General features: G+C 43.9%; 16 protein-coding genes. 10 read left to right on the top strand and 6 right to left on the bottom strand.

What is annotated here, in order from left to right; translation table 11 throughout:
• Positions 1-172: 172 nt before the first annotated feature.
• From AC04MM_RS03665 to AC04MM_RS03675, 3 genes are all read left to right on the top strand, one after another.
• Positions 173-535, top strand: a complete 363-nt coding sequence (locus AC04MM_RS03665; protein ID WP_475378958.1) for a helix-turn-helix domain-containing protein — start codon at positions 173-175, stop codon at positions 533-535.
• Between the two features lie 113 nt (positions 536-648).
• Positions 649-1,119, top strand: coding sequence for an acyl-CoA thioesterase (locus AC04MM_RS03670; RefSeq protein WP_475378959.1), 471 nt, complete (start codon positions 649-651; stop codon positions 1,117-1,119).
• A gap of 358 nt (positions 1,120-1,477) precedes the next feature.
• On the top strand, positions 1,478-3,040 hold the full coding sequence (locus AC04MM_RS03675) for an FG-GAP repeat domain-containing protein (RefSeq protein ID WP_475378960.1): 1,563 nt from the start codon (positions 1,478-1,480) through the stop codon (positions 3,038-3,040).
• 197 nt (positions 3,041-3,237) lie between these two features.
• Here the strand turns inward: AC04MM_RS03675 and AC04MM_RS03680 are convergent, their stop codons facing one another.
• The 4 genes from AC04MM_RS03680 to AC04MM_RS03695 are packed head-to-tail and all read right to left on the bottom strand — an operon-like array spanning position 3,238 to position 8,322.
• Positions 3,238-3,657, bottom strand: coding sequence for a hypothetical protein (locus AC04MM_RS03680; RefSeq protein WP_475378961.1), 420 nt, complete (start codon positions 3,655-3,657; stop codon positions 3,238-3,240).
• A complete protein-coding gene (locus AC04MM_RS03685) occupies positions 3,642-4,784 on the bottom strand; it encodes a hypothetical protein (RefSeq protein ID WP_475378962.1) in 1,143 nt (380 codons plus the stop codon). The genes AC04MM_RS03680 and AC04MM_RS03685 overlap by 16 nt, the downstream gene beginning before the upstream one ends.
• A gap of 25 nt (positions 4,785-4,809) precedes the next feature.
• The gene (hflX, locus tag AC04MM_RS03690; protein WP_475378963.1) at positions 4,810-6,072 is read right to left on the bottom strand and encodes a GTPase HflX; all 1,263 of its coding nucleotides are present in this window, start codon (positions 6,070-6,072) and stop codon (positions 4,810-4,812) included.
• The gene (locus AC04MM_RS03695) at positions 6,073-8,322 is read right to left on the bottom strand and encodes an NADP-dependent malic enzyme (protein ID WP_475379034.1); all 2,250 of its coding nucleotides are present in this window, start codon (positions 8,320-8,322) and stop codon (positions 6,073-6,075) included.
• A gap of 235 nt (positions 8,323-8,557) precedes the next feature.
• Between AC04MM_RS03695 and AC04MM_RS03700 the strand changes: the two genes are divergently transcribed.
• Both AC04MM_RS03700 and AC04MM_RS03705 read left to right on the top strand, forming a co-directional pair.
• Entirely contained in the window at positions 8,558-9,898 is a 1,341-nt protein-coding gene (locus AC04MM_RS03700) for a thiolase family protein (RefSeq protein ID WP_475378964.1), read from the top strand.
• Between the two features lie 14 nt (positions 9,899-9,912).
• A complete protein-coding gene (locus AC04MM_RS03705) occupies positions 9,913-12,090 on the top strand; it encodes a 3-hydroxyacyl-CoA dehydrogenase NAD-binding domain-containing protein (protein WP_475378965.1) in 2,178 nt (725 codons plus the stop codon).
• 118 nt (positions 12,091-12,208) lie between these two features.
• Here AC04MM_RS03705 and AC04MM_RS03710 read toward each other — a convergent pair whose 3' ends face one another.
• The gene (locus AC04MM_RS03710; protein WP_475378966.1) at positions 12,209-13,150 is read right to left on the bottom strand and encodes a DUF4421 family protein; all 942 of its coding nucleotides are present in this window, start codon (positions 13,148-13,150) and stop codon (positions 12,209-12,211) included.
• 1 nt (position 13,151) lies between these two features.
• On the opposite strand from AC04MM_RS03710, the gene lspA reads away from it, so the two are divergent.
• The 5 genes from lspA (at position 13,152) to AC04MM_RS03735 (ending at position 17,647) form a co-directional block, all read left to right on the top strand.
• Positions 13,152-13,643, top strand: coding sequence for a signal peptidase II (lspA, locus tag AC04MM_RS03715; protein WP_475378967.1), 492 nt, complete (start codon positions 13,152-13,154; stop codon positions 13,641-13,643).
• A gap of 109 nt (positions 13,644-13,752) precedes the next feature.
• Complete coding sequence (locus AC04MM_RS03720) at positions 13,753-14,922, top strand: hypothetical protein (protein WP_475378968.1); 1,170 nt, start codon at positions 13,753-13,755, stop codon at positions 14,920-14,922.
• Positions 14,923-15,100: 178 nt separating this feature from the next.
• Positions 15,101-15,772 (top strand): hypothetical protein, encoded by a 672-nt coding sequence (locus AC04MM_RS03725; RefSeq protein WP_475378969.1) that lies wholly within the window; start codon positions 15,101-15,103, stop codon positions 15,770-15,772.
• 13 nt (positions 15,773-15,785) lie between these two features.
• The gene (locus AC04MM_RS03730) at positions 15,786-16,922 is read left to right on the top strand and encodes a TIGR04552 family protein (RefSeq protein WP_475378970.1); all 1,137 of its coding nucleotides are present in this window, start codon (positions 15,786-15,788) and stop codon (positions 16,920-16,922) included.
• Positions 16,919-17,647 carry a lysophospholipid acyltransferase family protein gene (locus tag AC04MM_RS03735; protein ID WP_475378971.1) on the top strand — a complete coding sequence of 243 codons (729 nt, stop codon included), beginning with the start codon at positions 16,919-16,921 and terminating at the stop codon, positions 17,645-17,647. Before AC04MM_RS03730 ends, AC04MM_RS03735 begins: the two co-directional genes overlap by 4 nt.
• A 9-nt stretch (positions 17,648-17,656) precedes the next feature.
• Here the strand turns inward: AC04MM_RS03735 and AC04MM_RS03740 are convergent, their stop codons facing one another.
• A complete protein-coding gene (locus AC04MM_RS03740; RefSeq protein WP_475378972.1) occupies positions 17,657-18,811 on the bottom strand; it encodes a WD40/YVTN/BNR-like repeat-containing protein in 1,155 nt (384 codons plus the stop codon).
• Positions 18,812-19,065: the final 254 nt, after the last annotated feature.

Raw genomic sequence — 19,065 nt, forward strand, 5'->3', positions numbered from 1 at the left:
AAAAATAAAAGACATAGGTATTGCGTTCTTCCAAAAGTCTGTCAGACTTAAATTCAGGTTGTTGTTGTTCAATCTGAAACAAAGTCGAGATAAGGAAATCAAGACTAGTCTCAGAGTGACGCAAAAAAAGTAGCTATAGTAAACAAAAAACAATTAAGCAGGAGGAGCAAGGATGCTCAGAGATATCTTAATTCAAAAGGGTCTTTCAAATCGTGAAGCGGAAGTTGCAGAACTAGTTTCTAAAGGGCTTTCTAACAAGGAAGTTGCCAATCAACTTTTCGTAACTGAAAAAACAGTTAAATTTCACTTAACAAACATCTACAAAAAAATGAATGTTAAATCACGCGCACAACTTATCGTATGGTGCTTACCTCACCTTGGATTTGTTGAGTCAGAAGCACGTGTTGAAGCGACTCAACCTGCTGGAGCCACTGCATTCAATACGCAAGCTACGACATCGATCCCTGCTGGTAACACGACTATCACGTTACCTGGTGGCGGTATCGGCCGTAACAACGGCGACTTAGGCGTTTAGTCCTAGGTAGAATTAGTTATAAATCGCAAAAGCGGGTTGCAGAAATGTAACCCGCTTTTTTTTTGCCCGAAAATTACGGCAATGGTATTTTATGGATAGGGAGAATCTTCATCATGCTAGAGTCTAAATCGGTTTCTCGTTCTCAGGTTGTTATGACCCAGTTGGTTTTACCTTCTCATACCAATGCTATTGATACTATTTTTGGAGGCACAATCATGTCGTGGATCGATATTTGTGCCGCCATCGCAGCTCAGCGTCACTCTGGGCGTGAAGTGGTCACAGCTTCCATTGATCGTTTAGATTTCGTAGCTCCGGTCAGAAAAGGCTGGGTGGTAAATCTTAAAGCCTCGGTTAATTTTGTTTCAACGTCTTCTATGGAAGTCGGTGTTCGGGTTGATGCTGAAAACCCTAAAACCGGCGAAATCTTTCACACGGCTTCTTCTTATTTAACATTTGTGGCCTTAGGATCAGATGGCCGTAAAACCAAAGTTCCGGGTCTTATCTTGGAAACGGATGTTGAAAAGCGCCGTTTTGAAGCGGCTAAAAAACGCCGTGAAGACCGCATGAAGCAACGTGAGGCTTAGTCTCATACCGAGACATGGCGTAAAAGCTGACATGTACAGAGTTTGATGATCTTTCATTGAAGGTTTAATGAAACCGCGAAGTTAGCGTTTTTATTCTTTAAAAACCGCACATAAGATATTCGCTGTTATTTCTTTTAAATGATCTAGGTTGCTTAAACCTCTTGGCTACGCATTTGCTTTAACAAAATGCGGGTGGGGGAATGAAACTATGTATTTAAAACCGAAACAATCAGCAAAACAAGAACAGGTCTTTTTATTCGTCTTAATCGTATTGCCGACATTGATGCTTTGTTTGTCTTAGTCAGATTTTTTTCGCGCAATTTCTTTATCGTTATTTCGTAAACATTCGAGGAAAATTATGAAAATTGATTGTACGTTGGCAAAACGTAAATATGCACTATTGCTTGCAGCTACAGTTGTTCCGGGGTTGTTGTTCTCATTTCAAAATTGCTCTTCACCGAAAATGGCTTTTCAGGTTGATCCGGCCTCACTGGCTGTGGCTCCGCAATGCCGTGACATGACGGCTTTTGAAATTGTTCCGAAGCTTAAATATGAATGGGATCATGCTGCAAGTCCTCAGCCGCTTTATAGTCAGGTAATGTCGACGCCAATGGTGGGTGATTTGGAAGGTGATGGTATTCCAGAAATCGTTTTCACTACCTTTAAGGGTGGGGCCTGGTCGTCGTCAGGTTATATTCGCGTGATTAGTGGCGTCGATGGCCGCGAGAAATGGTCAGCAACAAAACCTGAACTTATGGCCTACGGAACAATCGCTCCGTTACTTATTGATATTGAAGGTGACGGTAAGGTTGAGATTATTTATCTCAATAGAGCTGCTTCGGGTACTAATGTGATTGCACTTAATTATGATGGTACACAGCGCTGGATTTTAAACAAAAGTTCTGCTTCTCAGATGTGTGATGATTCGTTATCAGCTGCAGATCTTGATAGCGATGGTATCGCTGATATCGTAGCTCCGGGGTTTGTCGTTTCTGAAAAAAACAAAATGCCTTATATCAAAAACACTCTGGAGATTCTTGGTTGTTACAATATGGCTGTGAATTTAGAAAAGCCCGTAGGCTCAAAAGCAAAAATGAATATCGTTAATGCTGCCGGTATTATGGATGCCCAAGGAAAAATCCTCTCTAGATTTAGCAAAACGGGTTTTCCGGCAGTGGCTGATATTTATCCAGAGCATGCGGGATCTGAAATTGTTTTAACGGGTGGAGCTTCGTTTCAGATTTACTCAGCAAAAGGTGTAAAGATTGTGGATAACGTTTTAAATGAACACACGGAAAATAGCTGTGCAACCGGATCTGTTGGTGGTGGTCAGGCTAGCATCGGTGATTTTGATGGTGATGAAACTTCACTTGAAATCGCGGTGGCAACGGGGCGATCGCTCACGATTTATGATGTGTCAGGTAAAAAAATTGCCGGAAGTTTAACGCGTGATTGTTCGTCACGTAGAACGGGCGTGGCTTCGTTTGATTTTAACGGCGATAAAAAGCCTGAAATTATTTATGCCGACGAGCAATACCTGAGAATTTACGAATTAGACGGGTCGTTAAACTTACGTACAATCTGGGAAACAAAAAATCCAAGTGGTACTTTAAGTGAATACCCCGTTGTGGCTGATGCCGATGCTGATGGTTATGCGGATCTTATCGTGGCACAAAATTCATACTCTTACGATTTGACACCAGAAAGTCCGTTTTATCAGATGAATGGCGTCAGAGTATTCGGACCAACAGTAGAAGGTTCATGGATGCCGACACGTGCGGTTTGGAATCAGCACAATTATTTTATTACCAATGTAACTGATGATTTAAGACCGACAACGACAACTTACTCAATGGGACAGTTGCCGAAGTCGTTTAAGAGAAATACTTTTCAGGATGTTCCTGAGCTTAAGTGCCAATAGGGGGGATTATGACAGTAGATTTTTTCAAAAAACTGAACATTTTTTTGTGTCTAGTTTTAGTTGTGTTGTTGGTTTTAGTTTATCAAAACCGGGCGCCAAATCAGTTGGGATTAGATTCAGCGCCTAAGGTTGGTCAGACTAAAACTTATTAGTATCTACAACATACTCTGGAGGAGCTTCTAGATATTAAAATCTTCCTATTTACAAAGCTTATCAATTTGTGTTTTTAATTTATCGTAAGTCTTGGCGTCGGATTGGTTATTTAATTCATTAATAAAATTTGCATTCGAACAACTTTCTTTAGAAGCGTTGCCTTCAGCAATAATTTTCAAAGGTTCAAGCATCTCGATATCTAAGGCCATCTGGTTACCTTCAGCGGTGAGTTTTTTTCCTTCTTTTTTATCAAAGGCTTGATATTTTTTCTGAAGGCCTGCTTCGATATTTTTAAATTCTTTTAAGAATTTGGCTTTATCACCAGACATCGTGACGGCATCTTCATAAGACTTCTGAAATTCTTCGTAATCTTTTCTTAACTCAGGCGAAAGCGAGGTCGGTGTTGAAGCGAAAGCTGTGGCCGCAAAAAAGAGTGTATAAATTAATCCTAATTGTTTACGCATGCGCGGGCTCCGTCTCTGTTGTAAGCTGTTCGTTGTTCAGCCGACATATCTTTAAGTAACTGTTTTTGTCTTTTGGCCATTTTACCGAGATAACTGGTTAAATTGCTACCTCTGGTGCCAGACATCGGTTTTTGAATCTGTGCGATAAACTGGGTCGGGCTTAGTTTCGATAGACGGCGTACGGCAGCGCGGGCCGCAGCACGTCCGCCGGGACCGTAGCCATTAAGCAGCGCCAGCTCCTGGGCGCGGGCTAACGCTGGGTTGCCACTGTGCTTTTCGTTGTAATTGGCCATCATGGGCTCAATGTCTTTGTCCCACGCGTTTGACATGCCCACTAAAGTGTAGAGCACGTTACGCTCCATGCCTTCGCCGTATTCAACAAACTTACAGCGGTTTTTATTTAAGCGCACTGGCTGTTTAACGTCTTTGCTTGCGATTTTCTGCGCGATGGCGCAATCCGGGTCAGAGGTGTCGGCGACTTTTTTTAAAATATTAAAGCCACGGTGTTTTTGGTTGATATCATCTACGAAAATTCCCGTTAACTGGCCGATGCCGACACCACCGTTGTAGGCGTAATGCGGTTTAAAACCAGATTCTAACGAATACATTTCAAATAATCCCGAAGGCGTCAAAGGCAGGTTCGTTAATTTTTTAACACACTTGTAAAAATCAGTGATCACCGCGTTTTGATAGCGCATCAAGTTTGCATCAAAACAGAAGTTATGTTTTGCCGATAGCTGGCCTTGCGGACACTTAAGCTCGGTTGTCGGGGCATCGACTTTGCCCGAGGCCGAAAGACAATCCGTACGTAAAAGCAATCGGGCGTCGGGCGCAATGTGGCGCAAAAGATCGGCGGTGGATTTATTCTGCAAGCTCAAAGGGCCTGCGCCGGGGCCTTGTTGGCACGAAATACAGCCGGTTAACGGTGGTTCAATCGGCGCGTGTTCTAAGTTGTATTTATGGGTAAGAGCACTTGAAATCGGGCTATTGCTTTTGGCATTGGCTAACTGGTTGATGAGATGGTTGTTGCCAGAGGATCCCGAAAGACACTGTCCGGCGGCCATAACCGATAACGGTATTTGTGCAAGTAAAACAGCGCCTACTAAAAAGGTATTCAAATTTATCATTCTTTAATTGTAGCAGTTAATCCGTTTATTTTACGAGAAAATCACGCCACTTGTTGATTAAGGTCGGGGTCATTAAAGCATAGCAAACAGTGCCTTCTGTGGCTGGTTCTTTACGGGTAATTTTGGCTTCACGACTAAGGTCGTAGATTTTAAATTCTTGCGTGTGGGCAAAGTATAATTCAACCTCGGTCTGCATCTCGTTGATTGAATCGGCCATCACTTTTTTTAACTGCTCAAAACCCTGTCCGGTTAAGGCGCTGATGAAGACGCGCGGAAACTGTTTGACGCGAAACTGGCGATCAATGGGAGCAACATCGACTTTGTTGAAAATATGAATAATTTTTTTGTCTTCCCATTTAAATTCTTTAATTAAACTATCCACAACTTCAATCTGGCGCTCCATATTCGGTGACGACAGATCTATTACGTGCAGTAAAATATCGGCTTCGGCTGATTCTTCAAGCGTGGCTTTGAAGGCTTCAATTAACTGGGTCGGAAGTTTTCTGATAAATCCCACGGTGTCGGTCACAACCGCCGGTGGGCCTTCGTCTAAAAATACTTTTCTGGTGGTCGGATCAAGTGTGGCAAATAACATGTTCTTTGCCATCACCTGCGAACCGGTCAGGCGGTTTAACAGTGAGCTTTTACCCGAGTTGGTGTAACCGATCAGCGCAAAACTTGGAACTTCGTTTCTTCGGCGTGATTGTCTGTGCTGGGCGCGGTGCTGTGAAACTTCTTCCAGCTTCTTTTTAATTAGCGCGATCTTTTCTTTGGCACGGCGGCGGTCATTCTCTAAGGCTGTTTCACCGGGACCACGGGTGCCGATACCGCCACCCAGACGTGATAACGAATCATTCCAGGCGCCGATCATGCGAGGCATTTGGTCTAACAGCTGTGCGAGTTCAACCTGGAGTTTGCCTTCGTAAGTGCGGGCCCGCTGGGCGAAAATATCTAAAATTAATTGCGTACGGTCGATAATGCGTACGCCGATTTCGGTTTGTAAGTTACGTGACTGGATGCCCGATAGCTGATGATCGATCACCACGACCTGGGCTCCTGATTCCTGCACCATTTCTTTGATGTCCGTGACTTTTCCCGAGCCGATCAGGGTGCTCGGGTTCCACTGTGGCAATACCTGCACGGTAGAGCCGATGACTTCGCCGCCGGCTGCAGAGACTAACTCTTCAAGTTCGCAAAGATTCTCTTTGATTTCGCTTAAGGGCTCGGTTTTAAGGCCGACACCCACCACAATAACTTTATCTTTGTCCTTGATGCGAAGTTCGTTCACTTAGTGTTTGACCTGTCTGCGATCTTTGATGATCTGCGCCTCTAAAGCTGTTAATACCACCGAAGTAAAAATTGTATCTTCAGTTGTCGTCCGTTGTAAAACGTTAGCTGCACGACGCACACCCATCAGAAATGGTCCAATAACTTCAACTTTACCTAATTGCTGTAACAATTTGTAAGAAATGTTTGCTGATTCCAGATTCGGAAAAATCAAGACGTTGGCTTCGCCGCCTAATTGCGAGAACGGGAAGATGCGGTTCTGGATTTCTGAATTAACAGCTGTATCGGCCTGCATGTCACCTTCAACCAGTAAATCCGGGCGTAATTTGCGCACGATCTCTGCGGCTTTTTTCATTTTTGCCGGCGTGCCGTCGGCCCCTGAAAAGTTTGAATAGCTTAACATGGCAATTCTTGGTTTTTGGCCAAAGTGTTCAGCGACGACCGCTGTCTGAATTGCGATCTGCGCCAATTGTTCAGCGGTCGGATTAACGTTTACGGTTGTGTCTGATAAAAATAAAAATTTATTATCTGAAATCAACAGGTTTAAACCTGCCGGCACGTGATCCTGCGCAAGGCCGATCGTGTGCAGAATCGGTTTTACGGCGTTGGCGTAGTTTGTCGTTGCGCCATTGACCATACCATCGGCATCACCCTGGTCGATCATCATCGATGCAAAATAGCTTGGGTCATTCATTAAACGCTCAGCTTCTTTGATGTTTACACCTTTACGCTGGCGGCGTTTGTAAAGTTCCTGTGCGTACTGCTGAAACTTCGGATGGCCGTGAATATTTACAATTTCAATGCCGTCCATGTCGATACCGTGCTTTTGGGCCTTTTCGCGAATCGCATCCGGTGTACCGATCACGATCGGGTGGCAGATTTTTTCATCGATCAGCGCGCGGATTGATTTTAAGATCTTAGAGCTTGTGCCTTCAGGAAACACCACGCGTGGAAGTGCGCCCTGGCGTTCAGTGTTGGCGTGCACCTGATTGATCACCGAACGGATAAATACTTTTTGCGGGCCTTGAATTGCTTCTAGGCGCTCGTGGTATTTGTCCCAGTTGTCAATTTTAATTCTGGCAACGCCGGTATCCATCGCCGCTTTGGCCACGGCCGGGGCAACCCACATTAATACGCGGGTATCAAATGGTTTCGGGATCAGATATTCGCGGCCGAATTTAAATTTTTGGCCGCCGTAACTGGCAGAAACCGTATCAGGAACTTCTTCTCTGGCAAGTTTTGCCAGTGCATGAACCGCAGCCAGTTTCATTTCTTCATTAATTTGAGTTGCGCGGGTATCTAAGGCGCCACGAAAGATCGACGGGAAACCTAAGACGTTATTCACCTGGTTGGGGTAATCCGAACGGCCGGTAGCTACGATTGCATCCGGTCGGGCAGCACGGGCTGCATCCGGGGTGATTTCTGGATCAGGATTTGCCATCGCAAAGATGATCGGGTCTTTGGCCATGGTTTTAACCATATCGCCAGTGACTGCACCGGCCGCAGAAAGACCTACGAATACGTCTGCGCCTTCTAAGGCTTCAGATAATGTGCGCTTGGTTGTGTCGTTGGCGAATTCTTCTTTGTATTTGTTCATGCCGTTGGTGCGGCCTTTGAAGATCACACCTGTGGTATCACACATGATGATATTTTCTTTTTTAACACCCAGGCTTACGAAAATTTTCGTACAGGCGATGGCCGAAGCGCCAGCTCCGTTGACGACTAATTTTATGTCAGAAAGTTTTTTGCCCACGATCTGGCAGGCGTTGATCATGGCTGCACCTGATACGATGGCGGTTCCGTGTTGGTCGTCATGGAATACCGGAATATTCATTTCTTTTTTAAGTGTCTCTTCAATTTCAAAGCACTCAGGGGCCTTGATATCTTCTAAGTTAATTCCACCGAAGGTTGGCTCCAGTGTTCGGACCGCAGCGATGAATTCAGCCGCTGAAGATGTTTTCACTTCGATGTCAAAAACATCGATGCCGGCAAAGTTCTTAAATAAAATTCCTTTGCCTTCCATCACAGGCTTAGACGCTAAGGGGCCGATATTGCCTAGACCAAGTACTGCCGTACCATCAGAGATCACCGCAACTAAATTACCTTTTGTAGTGTAATCAAAAACCGCGTCCGGGTTTTTGGCGATCACTTTACAAGGGGCTGCTACACCGGGTGAATAGGCTAAAGCCAAGGCTTTCTCCGTGTTACACGGTTTAGTTGAGATAACTTCGATCTTGCCCGGTCTTCCCATTTGGTGGAATTCAAGGGCCTGTTTATCAAAATTTGAACGATCATTGGTTTTATCAGAATTAGTAGTTTTGTGAGATTCAGATGATTTTTGCAAAATAAACTCCTAGAGTTTTCATTCTAAGTTTTACCTGATTCTAGGGTCAACAGTTGCTAACGTCCTATATTGATAGGCGTCATTTGCATAACGATCATTTTGGGTTTAGGCTTAGAGGGTCTGTTTTAAAGTAGAGGTAAATATGTCAAACAGGGATGTAGTGATTGTTGAAGGAGTGCGTACTCCATTTGCAAAAGCAGGAACAAAATTAAAAAGTGTGCATGCAGCAAAGCTTGGCCAAGTGGCAATGAAAGATTTGTTGGCACGTACGAACTTGGATGTGGATGTTGTTGATGAAGTGATCATCGGTAACACGGGTTCACCGTCAGATGCGGTGAATATCTCACGAGTGGTGGCTTTAAATGCCGGAATTCCGCAAAAAACTTCAGCGGTAACAGTTCACCGTAACTGTGCGTCGGCATTAGAGTCGATTTCTGCAGGTTACGAAAAGATTAAATCAGGGACTATGGATACAGTGTTAGTCGGCGGGACTGAAAACATGTCACAAATGCCACTGATCATGCCACCATCGATCACCTCGATCTTAGAAAAACTAGGTTCAGCCAAAACCCCTGGTCAGCGCCTTGCGGCTTTATGGGCATGGTTTAAAGCCGATCTTTCGCAAATCAAAGAGATGGTAACAACGCCACCGATGGCGAAAACAAAATACAAACCGATTATTTCAATCGTTGAAGGTCTGACAGATCCTTTTGTCGGCATCAACATGATGGGTACAGCAGAAATCTTAGCCAAAGAGTGGGGCTTAACCCGCGAAGCGCAGGATATGTTCGCTCTAAATTCACACTTAAAAGCAGCTGCTGCTAAAGCTAAATTGGCTGAAGAAATGACGCCACTTTATGTAGAACCTGATTTTAAAGAAGTAATCACTGAAGATATCGGGCCGCGTGCCGAGCAGACGATGCAGGCATTAGGAAAATTAAAACCGATGATCGATAAGGTGACGGGAACAATCACTGCGGGTAATGCCTGCCCGATTACCGATGGGGCGGCGATGATGTTAATTATGTCGCGTGAAAAGGCCCAGTCTTTAGGTTATAAGCCGTTGGCCAAAATCCGTGGTTACGCGTTTGCCGGCTGTGAACCTGAAAGAATGGGTTTAGGCCCGGTTTACGCTTCGCCAATCGCTCTAAAACGTGCCGGTCTGACTATGAAAGACATGGGCCGTGTCGAACTTAATGAAGCGTTCGCAGCCCAGGTGATGGCTTGTCAAAAAGCTTTTGATTCAGACAAATTCGCGCAGGAAAAACTAGGCCTGTCGGCAAAAGTTGGTGCTGTTGCTGATGACATCTTAAACGTAAATGGCGGGGCTATTGCGTTGGGCCATCCGGTCGGAGCAACCGGAACCCGTTTAGTTTTAACTTTAGCAAAAGAACTAAAACGTTCGAACAAACAATTTGGATTAGCAACTTTATGTATCGGTGGCGGCCAAGGTGGCGCCATGGTTATCGAGAATGAAGGGTAATAGGTAAAATGGAAATGCAAACCACACAAACAACAGGTACGACAGCAGGAAAAGCTTTTTCTTTAACAGAGAAAAACGGCATTGCCACGGTTACCTTCGATTTGCCGGGCGAAAAAGTTAACAAATTTTCTACGCCGGTGATGTTGGAGTTTAAAGCTCTGTTAGAAAAGCTTAAAACTTCGAGTTACAAATTTGTCATCTTTAAATCAGCTAAACCAAAAATCTTTATTGCCGGTGCTGATATTGAAGAAATTAAAGCCTTAACAACCGAAGAAGCTGTGCGCGGTGCGGTTGGCGGGGGTCAAGATATCATGAATATGGTTGAAGACCTGCCGATGCCAACGATGGCTTTAATCAACGGGGCCTGCGCCGGTGGCGGTTGTGAGTTTGTTTTAGCCTGTGACTACCGTATCGCTTCAGACGATTCGTCAACACGTATCGGCCTTCCTGAAACACAGCTTGGAATTTTACCTGGTTTCGGTGGCTGCGTGCGTATGCCGCGTGTTGTAGGTATTCAGGCTGCACTTGATGTGATTTTGGCAGGTAAATTATTAAACGCCAAAAAAGCCGCTAAGATTGGTCTTGTTGATTATGTCGTTCACCCGAATTTATTAGAATCATTTGCCGAAAAAGAAATCGAAAAGATTTTATCTTCTGGCAAAGGTAAACGCCGTAAAACCTTTAAAGCTAAAGGTTTAATGGCTAAGTTGCTCGAAGGGCCGCTTAAAGGTGTTGTGTTTTCACAGGCCAAAAAAGCCACTCTGAAAGCGACCAAAGGGCATTACCCAGCTCCGATTGAAGCTTTAGAAGTGATCAAAAAAACTTACGGTATGTCAAACCGTGCCAATGCGTTAGAGATCGAAAAAGATCACTTTGTTCGTTGTGCCCTGACCGACATTTCTAAAAACTTAATCCACGTGTTTTATTTAACTGAAATGGTTAAAAAAACCTCTGGTGTTGCTGATAAAAATGTAAAAGCAAAAACCGTAAAAAATATCGGCGTGCTAGGTGCCGGAACCATGGGTGGCGGTATCGCTTACGTAGCTGCTGATAAAGGTATCGGTGTGCGCGTAAAAGACATCTCTCATGATGCCAATACCAAAGCCTTAAAACACGCTTACGATCTGTGGAAAAAATTAGTGAAGAAAAAAGTCATTGATAATTATCAATTTTCACAAAAAACTTCGTTAGTTTCGACAACTTTAGATTTTTCAGGTTTTAAAACTTTAGATGTTGTGGTTGAAGCAATCGTTGAAGATATGAATATCAAGAAAAAAGTGATCGGCGAAACGGCGAAAAATATGCGCGAAGACGCGATCATCGTGACAAACACCAGTTCGTTATCTGTGACTGAAATGGCTGAAGGTCATCCGCGTCCTGAATATTTTGCAGGTATGCATTTTTTCTCTCCAGTTCACAAAATGCCATTAGTTGAAGTTATCCGCGGACCAAAATCTTCGGATGAAACCATTGCTACAGTTTTTGAATTATCGAAAAAAATGGGCAAAATGCCAGTGGTTGTTAAAGACGGGCCGGGCTTTTTAGTAAACCGTTTATTACTGCCATATATGGCCGAAGCAGCGTTCTTATTAACAGAAGGCATGGATATCGAAACGGTTGATAAAGCTTACTTAAAATTCGGTATGCCGATGGGACCATTTGAATTGATGGATTCTGTAGGTTTAGATGTTTGCGCGAAAGTACTAAAAATCTTTCGTAAGGCGTACCCGGATCGCGTAGAAGTAAGCCCGATCATGGAAAAACTTGAGCAAAACAAATCACGTCTTGGTCAAAAAACGAACTTAGGTTTCTACAAATATGATTCAAACGGCCGTAAGACCGAAGTGGATCAAACGGTGTACGCTGAGCTTGGTTTAAGTGCGCGCACTAACCCATACGATACCAAAGAATGCGTTGAGCGCGGTGTATTTGCGATGATCAACGAGTGCTGCTTAGCTTTAGATGCAGATAGAATCGTTGAAACCCCGCATGAAGTAGATCTGGCAATGATCATGGGCACAGGCTTTCCGCCGTTCCGTGGTGGGTTACTTAAATACGCTGACAGCGTGGGTGCAAAATACGTAGCTGAGCGCCTAACTCACTACGCAAGTGCACGCAATGCAAAGGCGCGTTTATCGCCGAGCACTAAATTATCTGAGCGCGCAAGTTCAGGTAAAACGTTTTACGTTTAAAAAATCAATCACCAAAAACAAAAAAAGGCTGCAAAGAAATACTCTTTGCGGCCTTTTTTATTTTAGCAGCAACGTTGGAGTTGCTTTTTAAAAGAAAAATTTTATCAGAATAAAAGTTCTAATTAAAGACGTAGCGAAGGTAAATTAAAAATGCGGTCGCCTGTGGTTTGATAAAAGTGCGATCTAAGCCCTGCAACGTTGTCGCATCGGCATATGCGCTGACTCCGGGCCGCCATTTTTTTCCGGCATAGCCGGCACCGAATTTTAAAGAGTAGCTGATGGTCGAGTAATCAATATTTTGCTCGTCGTTAACGAGGGTGTATTTATAAAGGCCGTAGGTTCCTGTTATATCAAGAACTGCCCCGGCAAAGAATTTTGATGAGGAAACCCAGTATTTTCCGGCGCCGAGGCCGAGATTAAGTGTATTCACTGACAGTTTTCTTAAACTATCCAATTCCGGGTTGATTCCCTGTAACGGTGCAGGGATCAAGGTGTTTGCGGTATCTAAGCTGTACTGGCGAAAACCACCGACGATAAAATAGCTGCCGACTGACTTAGTGATTTCATCGGCCTGGTTAAGTAAGCCTGCAATGGAAAAACCGTCGTTACTTAAAGCATTACGGCCCATGAGGCCGTAATGGTTGAATTTTAAATCCGGAAACAGGTGGTAGGTGGTCGTGCCGCCGACTTCAGAAGAGTTTTTTAAATAAAATCCTTCGTAGTTCTGCACATACAGGTCAACGCCCCATTTTTTATTGTTGTAACTTAACTGGAAATCTAAAAATTTACTTTCGCCTTTGTCCTTATCAAGTTCTTCGACTGAACCACGGGTGGATAGTGACGCCCCTAAGCCAAAAGCACTTAAGCCCACCCGTGACAGGCCCGGTATATTAGGCTCGTATTGCAGCTTTTCTTGAGCCGCATTAAAGCTATCAATTGAAAACAAAAAGGCGTCCGAGCCCACGCCGAAGTAAGGTGAGACTTTTTCAGTTGCGATTGCCTGCTGATTTAAGCAGAATAAAAGAATGAATAATTTAGCCACCGGACAGAGACTTTTCATATTGTTTATAATTCTACTCAGTGTTGTAGCTATTGATCAATGGACTAAGGTTTTAGCCGTTGAGCATCTTTCCGGAAAAGCACCGATTATTTATTTCGGTGGCTTGTTTCAGCTTGTGTACGCCGAAAATCCCGGAGCTTTTTTAGGAATGGGCGGAGACTTACCTCGCTGGGTTCGCTTTCTGGTATTTGGGTTGTTTGTTTTATTGGGTTTAGTTGTGATGCTGTGGTCGCTGGTTAAAAATAAGATGAATTTGACCGATCTGCTGGCCTATTCATTTATTTTAGCCGGTGGTATCGGTAATGTAATTGACCGTTTAACTCACGATAACGGCCATGTGATTGATTTTATGTTCATGGATTTTCAGTTGGCCCCGTTTACCAGAACTGGCGTGTTCAACATCGCCGATGTGGCCATTGTTATTGGCTTTTTTATCGCCCTTTTCGGTATGGTGCGAGAGCGCATAAATATGCATCAGCACAGTGTTGGTTAAATACAGACTACGCTTTAAGCAGATCTGTTCTCATTTTGTAATCGTTTTGTTGCGGGCGTAAATTTCTCGATTGCTTCAAAAGTTATTTAGGTAAACACTTCGGTGTTATATGAAAAACTGTCTTTTATCTTTTGTTCTGTTGTTTTCTTTAGCCGCGCCAGCGACCGACCTGACCTGGGGTTTAAATGATGTAACCTACATCATGCCGTTGCCTTTAAACGCGAGCGAAAATAATTTATTAAAGTTACAATCAGCTGCCAACAAGGGGCCATTAGTTCCTGAAGCGATGGTGATGCAGTTGCCTTTTATGGACATGCAACACGAAAAAACTGAAATCAACGCGATGACTCGTCTGATGGCTGTTCGTATCGACCACTGTTTTCCGCTACCGACGCCATTATCGTGTCAGCAGCAGATCCGCATGATTTGGCAGCCGGTTAAAGCCACCAGCACTGGGGTAACGACCATCGATGCGGCTTTTCACAGTTTTTATGTTTTAACCGCCGACGAATTCGTAGCACTGACGGCCGAGTTAAAAGCGTGGAAGTTAAAGCACCAGAGCCAGGTAACTGATAACGCCAAAGAAGCCTTAGACGTGCATCCGTTCTGGAAAAAAGACCGCGATGCCAGCCCGGCATTAAAAGAATTCAATACTCTGGTAATGAAATATGCCGGCGAAAAAAATCTAAGCCGCGTAACTGTGATGGTGTTGCGCCGTATGAATGACGTGTGGGGGTTTTTGGGTGCTGAAGTTGCAGAAGGTAAGCTGGTTATGGGAGCTATTCCGCGTTTAGACGGTAAAACTTCGCAGATGTTTTTTAATCAGCTAGGCAACAGTAAAAGCTACACCGGGGCAGGCATTGCACAGCCGCCGGCAACAAAAGAAGCCAATTTAACTGACTTCGTTAATAAAGTGAGTAACGGCGCTTCATTCACCGAAGCTGAGCTGGTTGATAATTTAAAAGCCGCTTATGCCATTGAAAATCCGGATTTGTTCAACCCCGAAAGTATGGATTGTGTTAACTGTCATATTGCGCAGGCTGCGCGTGAGTATATTTCTGAAAAGCTGTCTGCCGGCGGAGATCAAAACCTGCTTGCTGCCGTTAAGTTTAAAAACAGCCATTACAATTTAGAAAATAAAAGCAGCGAGGTGTTTAACACTCACCAATTGCGCGGGGTTGGTTACTTTGGCGTTAATCTGGCGATCAGCCAGAGGGTAATTAACGAATCTGCCGCCGTGGCCGAGTGGTTAAGCCGCTTAGACTATAAAAAGCCATAACGATTTTTATAGGGTAGAACCGGGTCTGTTTGAACCCTGTTAGAAACCTGACGGTTGTCTATGCTTGCGTACAGAAATTGTCTTAACACGCTCAAATCTAATATAACACAAGCTTTTTCTCACAGTGAGACAGCTTTTTTGGCACATGCCTTGTAGTAGATGGTGGTAGGAGTCTTTTATGAAAAAAGTTATTCTACTATCATTAATCGCATTAGTTTTTGTTGGTTGTAACCCACAAAAAGAATCGTCAAAACGTACATCAGGAAACGCACGTACGCAGACGATCTCAGGCACGACAAACGGTGTTTTCAGTCAGTCGTACTGCGGTAATAACTTATCTTCAATCGGTACGATCTACGATCAAGGGACTTCGGCCTCATTATATAGTACCGGAAACTTTGAAGCCCGCGTTAAAGGGTTATTATCTGCGACAATTGATCCTTCAGAAGTAGGCCAGATCAGTTCAGGTCCAAGCGATCAAACCGGTGTGCGCTTTCAAGGTCAGATTAAGATTGAAACAAACGGCACGGTCAATCTGGCGCAGTCTAAAATCTTGATTAAGGTTTACGATAGCTATGTATTGCAATCAGCTATGGATGGTTCAAACCAGTACCAGCCAATTCCGATCGAGTTTACCAGTGCGGCAGCTGGCCAATTTAATATGCAAACGGGCTCGGGTTATGTCGTGTTCCGTGACCAGTACGGCGAGATCAGACTTGATGGAAATTTAAGCGGTGATTATTTTTCTGGCCAAGTTAGCTTCACCAATTCAACAAATGTGACTGGTGGTTCAGCAGCTTCTGGCGTCTTAGGGCAATTCTATGTTGCTCGCTGCGGAATTATTAAATAGTCTCTCAAGGTGAATGCAACACCGTGAATCAGGCCGACTAAGCTTTTCTCATTTTAAGTTCGATCCTACCGCTCTATCTGTTATTGCAGGTGGAGCTTCGACGTTAGATCAATCAAAACTATACATCCAAAATTTAGAACAGGCCGATGCATTTGTAAAAAGCTATGGTTTTGATTACGCCAGCGAAGATGATTTAAAGCGTCTGTGGTACTTTCACCGCCGTTCGGTGGTGCTGATAACTGAAAAATTAAAATTTAAAATTGAAGAAATTCCCAAAGAGGTTCATAACCCCGAACATTTAAAAGATCTGCGTAATCTCTTGGTTTGGGCCACGCACCACGAAGATCAGAATATTCAGCGCTGGTCGTGCGCGATGCTTCGCTGCATTCATGTGTTTGTGCATTCTGAGACTGATCTATTTTCACATTTCGCAGAAGAGATCCAGCGTCAGATTTTGATTCCGTTTGAAAACGCGGTTGTGCACCAGGATAAGTTGTATTTAAAGCCACTGGGTAAAGATGAAAACACCAAGGTTGAGCTTTATAAATTTCAGACTAAGCCGTTTAAGACGTCGACATCGACGGTCATCAAGCTTCTGGCTAAGCCCGATGCTTTAGCGGTTAAGGTCTATGATAAAATCGGGGTGCGTATTGTTACACCTACGATTTTTGATTCGTTTCAGGTGATCCGTCACCTGGTTGATGCAAATTTAATTTCTTACCCTCATATCATGCCGGATCAGTCATCAAACAATATGTATCCGGTCGATGAGTTTTTGCAGGTGTGTGAACATCTGGAACGTAAACACGGTAAAGACTTTATGATGGATTCAGAAAAAGTAGACCGACTTTTACGCCAGCAGCTGAAAGTCAGCAGTAATCCGCTGATTAAGCTTTTTCGCAAAGAAAATCCGTATTCTTCAATTGACTTCAGATACATTAAATTTATTTGCCGTAAATTGATTAAAATCGCTCCGGGGTTAAATTCAACTGGCGGGCAGAACGTGAAAGAATTTTCATTTTTCTATCCGTTTGAAGTGCAGATTATGGATCAACACGCCTTTGAAAAAATGCAGACCGGAGATACCGACCACGAGGCGTATAAAAACCGCCAGATCGCAGCCGCAAGAAAAAGGATTCTACATTCATGAAACTTATTATTTTAATTCGCGCGGCGATCTCTGTTTTTTTATTCGCGGTGATTACCGGGGGGTTGGCTGCGCTTGGCATTGTATCTAATATTATTTTTAACCGCCGCCGTTATGACAACTGGGTCATACAGACCTGGGGAAGACTTTCGTTTGCAGTGATCGGGGTAAAGCTTAAGGTTTTTGGTATCGAAAATCTGACACCGAGACAGGGCACGGTCATTTTATTTAACCACTCAAGTTTTATGGATATTTTAGCTATGTCTGCAGGCATACATAATATCCGCTTCGGCGCTAAAATCGAACTTTTTAAGATCCCGCTGTTTGGCACCTGCATGCGCAGGTTTGGAACGCTTCCGATTGCCCGTGGTAACCGCGAAGAAGTTTTTAAAGTGTACGAAGAGGCCAAAGTGCGCTTTGCCAGAGGCGAAAGATTCTGTCTGTCGCCAGAGGGCGGAAGATTTCATTCAGATCAATTACTGCCATTTAAGGCCGGCCCATTTGTTTTTGCCATCAACTCGCAGGTGCCCCTGACACCGGTGGTGATCAAAGGCGCTTACGAAGTATGGCCAAAAGGAAAAATCCTGGCTAATAGCGATAAGTGGTCACGCACCATCGAAATTCACGTGCTACCGCAGGTGCCAACAACGGGTATCACCACAGATAACCGCGGCCCGCTTCAGGAAAAAATCTATAAAATGATGAATGACGTATATACGGCTAAGTAAAATTCGGAGTTAGAATTTTACAGGTGTCCAGTCTTGGGAGAAGATTGGCGATTTTAGTCGGACTTTGCGGGTGCCGGTGTGCACGTCGATCACGACGTTGTAGGGTTTTTGCACTTTGATTTTTGTGATCTGGATTTTCTTCGGTTGCACGCCGGTAGATTTTGAAATGGCCGATGATACTTTGTCGACCTGGATGTAGTTATCAAAAGTTTTTCCGCCATCGGTGCTTCGGTAGTTGCCGACAAACATCAGTAAATCAGAAAAGAAATGCACCGGGCCGGAGTAGTCTTTAAACTGCGCAATCTCAGTCCAGTTTTGGCCGTCTTCCGTGATAAAAACACCTTTGGCTGACACGAGTCCTTTTTTGGGATTGTCGCTCTGAAACGAAACCGAATATATATCTCTTTTAATGAGTTCGTCGATTGATATTGTGTTCTTTGCCAGGATTTCGGTATCGGGACGTTGCCACCAGACAAGGCCGTGGCCTTTGATATGACTTTGCAGCCACGGTTTGGCTTTTTCTTTGACGAGTTTAAAGCTTGTCCATTTCGGGTAGTGTTCGTTTTCTTTGTACGCAAACGCCAGTTTTTGGTCGACGATCAGACCTTTAATTTCTGCAAGATGCATCGATGGGTTGTCAGCGATGATCAGGGTGTCAAACACACGGCGTTCGACAACTTCCCAGTTATTGGTTTTAGATTTGAACGAAAAGGCAAATTTTGCAAAATCATATTTTGAAATACAGTCATTGATGTCGATAAAACCAAATTCGTTTTTATAAAGGATTTTGATAAAACCTTTTTCGAAACTGATCGGGATAAAGTAGTTAAACTTCGGAATGGTTTTAAGGGCGGTCGCACCTGCGTGTGCGGTTTTGCGTAATTTGGTTTCGTTCAAGGTTAGCACTAAACCGCGGTCATAGGGATCGGTGTCGTAGTTTAAAAGAATTGTCGCCAAATCCATTTCGTTATTGGGTTTAACTCTGCGTTTGGTGTATTTTTCAATCCACACGCGCGACAGGTGATAGGCGGTTATGTTCGGAACCAGGGTGGGCGAGATCTTTTTTTCATCCTTAGCCAGGTAAAAAGCATCATGGCTTTCGGATGACACCATTTGCTCGTTTAAGCGTTCTAAGCTTGCATGACCTGATGGAAAAACACTCATTTTGGACTTAAAAAATGGAACTTCTTTTGTCTTCCGGCCGGCGAAAAGTTCGCTTAAAACAGGGGCTTGGTTGTTGGATACGCTATCAACTGCCGCAAAAGCAGAAAAACTAGTCAAAATAGCAGCGCTAAAGGCCATGACAAACAGCATCTATTCATTTTGGCAGAGTAAAGTCGTTTCATTCAAGACCAGTTCTTTGCTATAACTAGGCATTATTTTTATAGACAAAATTTAAGCTATTTTCGGAGGAAAAA

It is taken from the genome of Bdellovibrio sp. SBM16 (assembly GCF_056175625.1).

Bases quoted from the DNA above. Each gene is read 5' to 3' on its own strand.
- AC04MM_RS03710 (WP_475378966.1), bottom strand. From the start codon at position 13,150: ATGAAAAGTCTCTGTCCGGTGGCTAAATTATTCATTCTTTTATTCTGC.
- AC04MM_RS03720 (WP_475378968.1), top strand. From the start codon at position 13,753: ATGAAAAACTGTCTTTTATCTTTTGTTCTGTTGTTTTCTTTAGCCGCG.
- AC04MM_RS03730 (WP_475378970.1), top strand. From the start codon at position 15,786: ATGCAACACCGTGAATCAGGCCGACTAAGCTTTTCTCATTTTAAGTTC.
- AC04MM_RS03705 (WP_475378965.1), top strand. From the start codon at position 9,913: ATGCAAACCACACAAACAACAGGTACGACAGCAGGAAAAGCTTTTTCT.
- AC04MM_RS03735 (WP_475378971.1), top strand. From the start codon at position 16,919: ATGAAACTTATTATTTTAATTCGCGCGGCGATCTCTGTTTTTTTATTC.
- AC04MM_RS03700 (WP_475378964.1), top strand. From the start codon at position 8,558: ATGTCAAACAGGGATGTAGTGATTGTTGAAGGAGTGCGTACTCCATTT.
- AC04MM_RS03670 (WP_475378959.1), top strand. From the start codon at position 649: ATGCTAGAGTCTAAATCGGTTTCTCGTTCTCAGGTTGTTATGACCCAG.
- AC04MM_RS03680 (WP_475378961.1), bottom strand. From the start codon at position 3,657: ATGCGTAAACAATTAGGATTAATTTATACACTCTTTTTTGCGGCCACA.
- AC04MM_RS03675 (WP_475378960.1), top strand. From the start codon at position 1,478: ATGAAAATTGATTGTACGTTGGCAAAACGTAAATATGCACTATTGCTT.
- AC04MM_RS03665 (WP_475378958.1), top strand. From the start codon at position 173: ATGCTCAGAGATATCTTAATTCAAAAGGGTCTTTCAAATCGTGAAGCG.
- AC04MM_RS03685 (WP_475378962.1), bottom strand. From the start codon at position 4,784: ATGATAAATTTGAATACCTTTTTAGTAGGCGCTGTTTTACTTGCACAA.
- AC04MM_RS03725 (WP_475378969.1), top strand. From the start codon at position 15,101: ATGAAAAAAGTTATTCTACTATCATTAATCGCATTAGTTTTTGTTGGT.
- AC04MM_RS03740 (WP_475378972.1), bottom strand. From the start codon at position 18,811: ATGAGTGTTTTTCCATCAGGTCATGCAAGCTTAGAACGCTTAAACGAG.
- AC04MM_RS03695 (WP_475379034.1), bottom strand. From the start codon at position 8,322: ATGGGAAGACCGGGCAAGATCGAAGTTATCTCAACTAAACCGTGTAAC.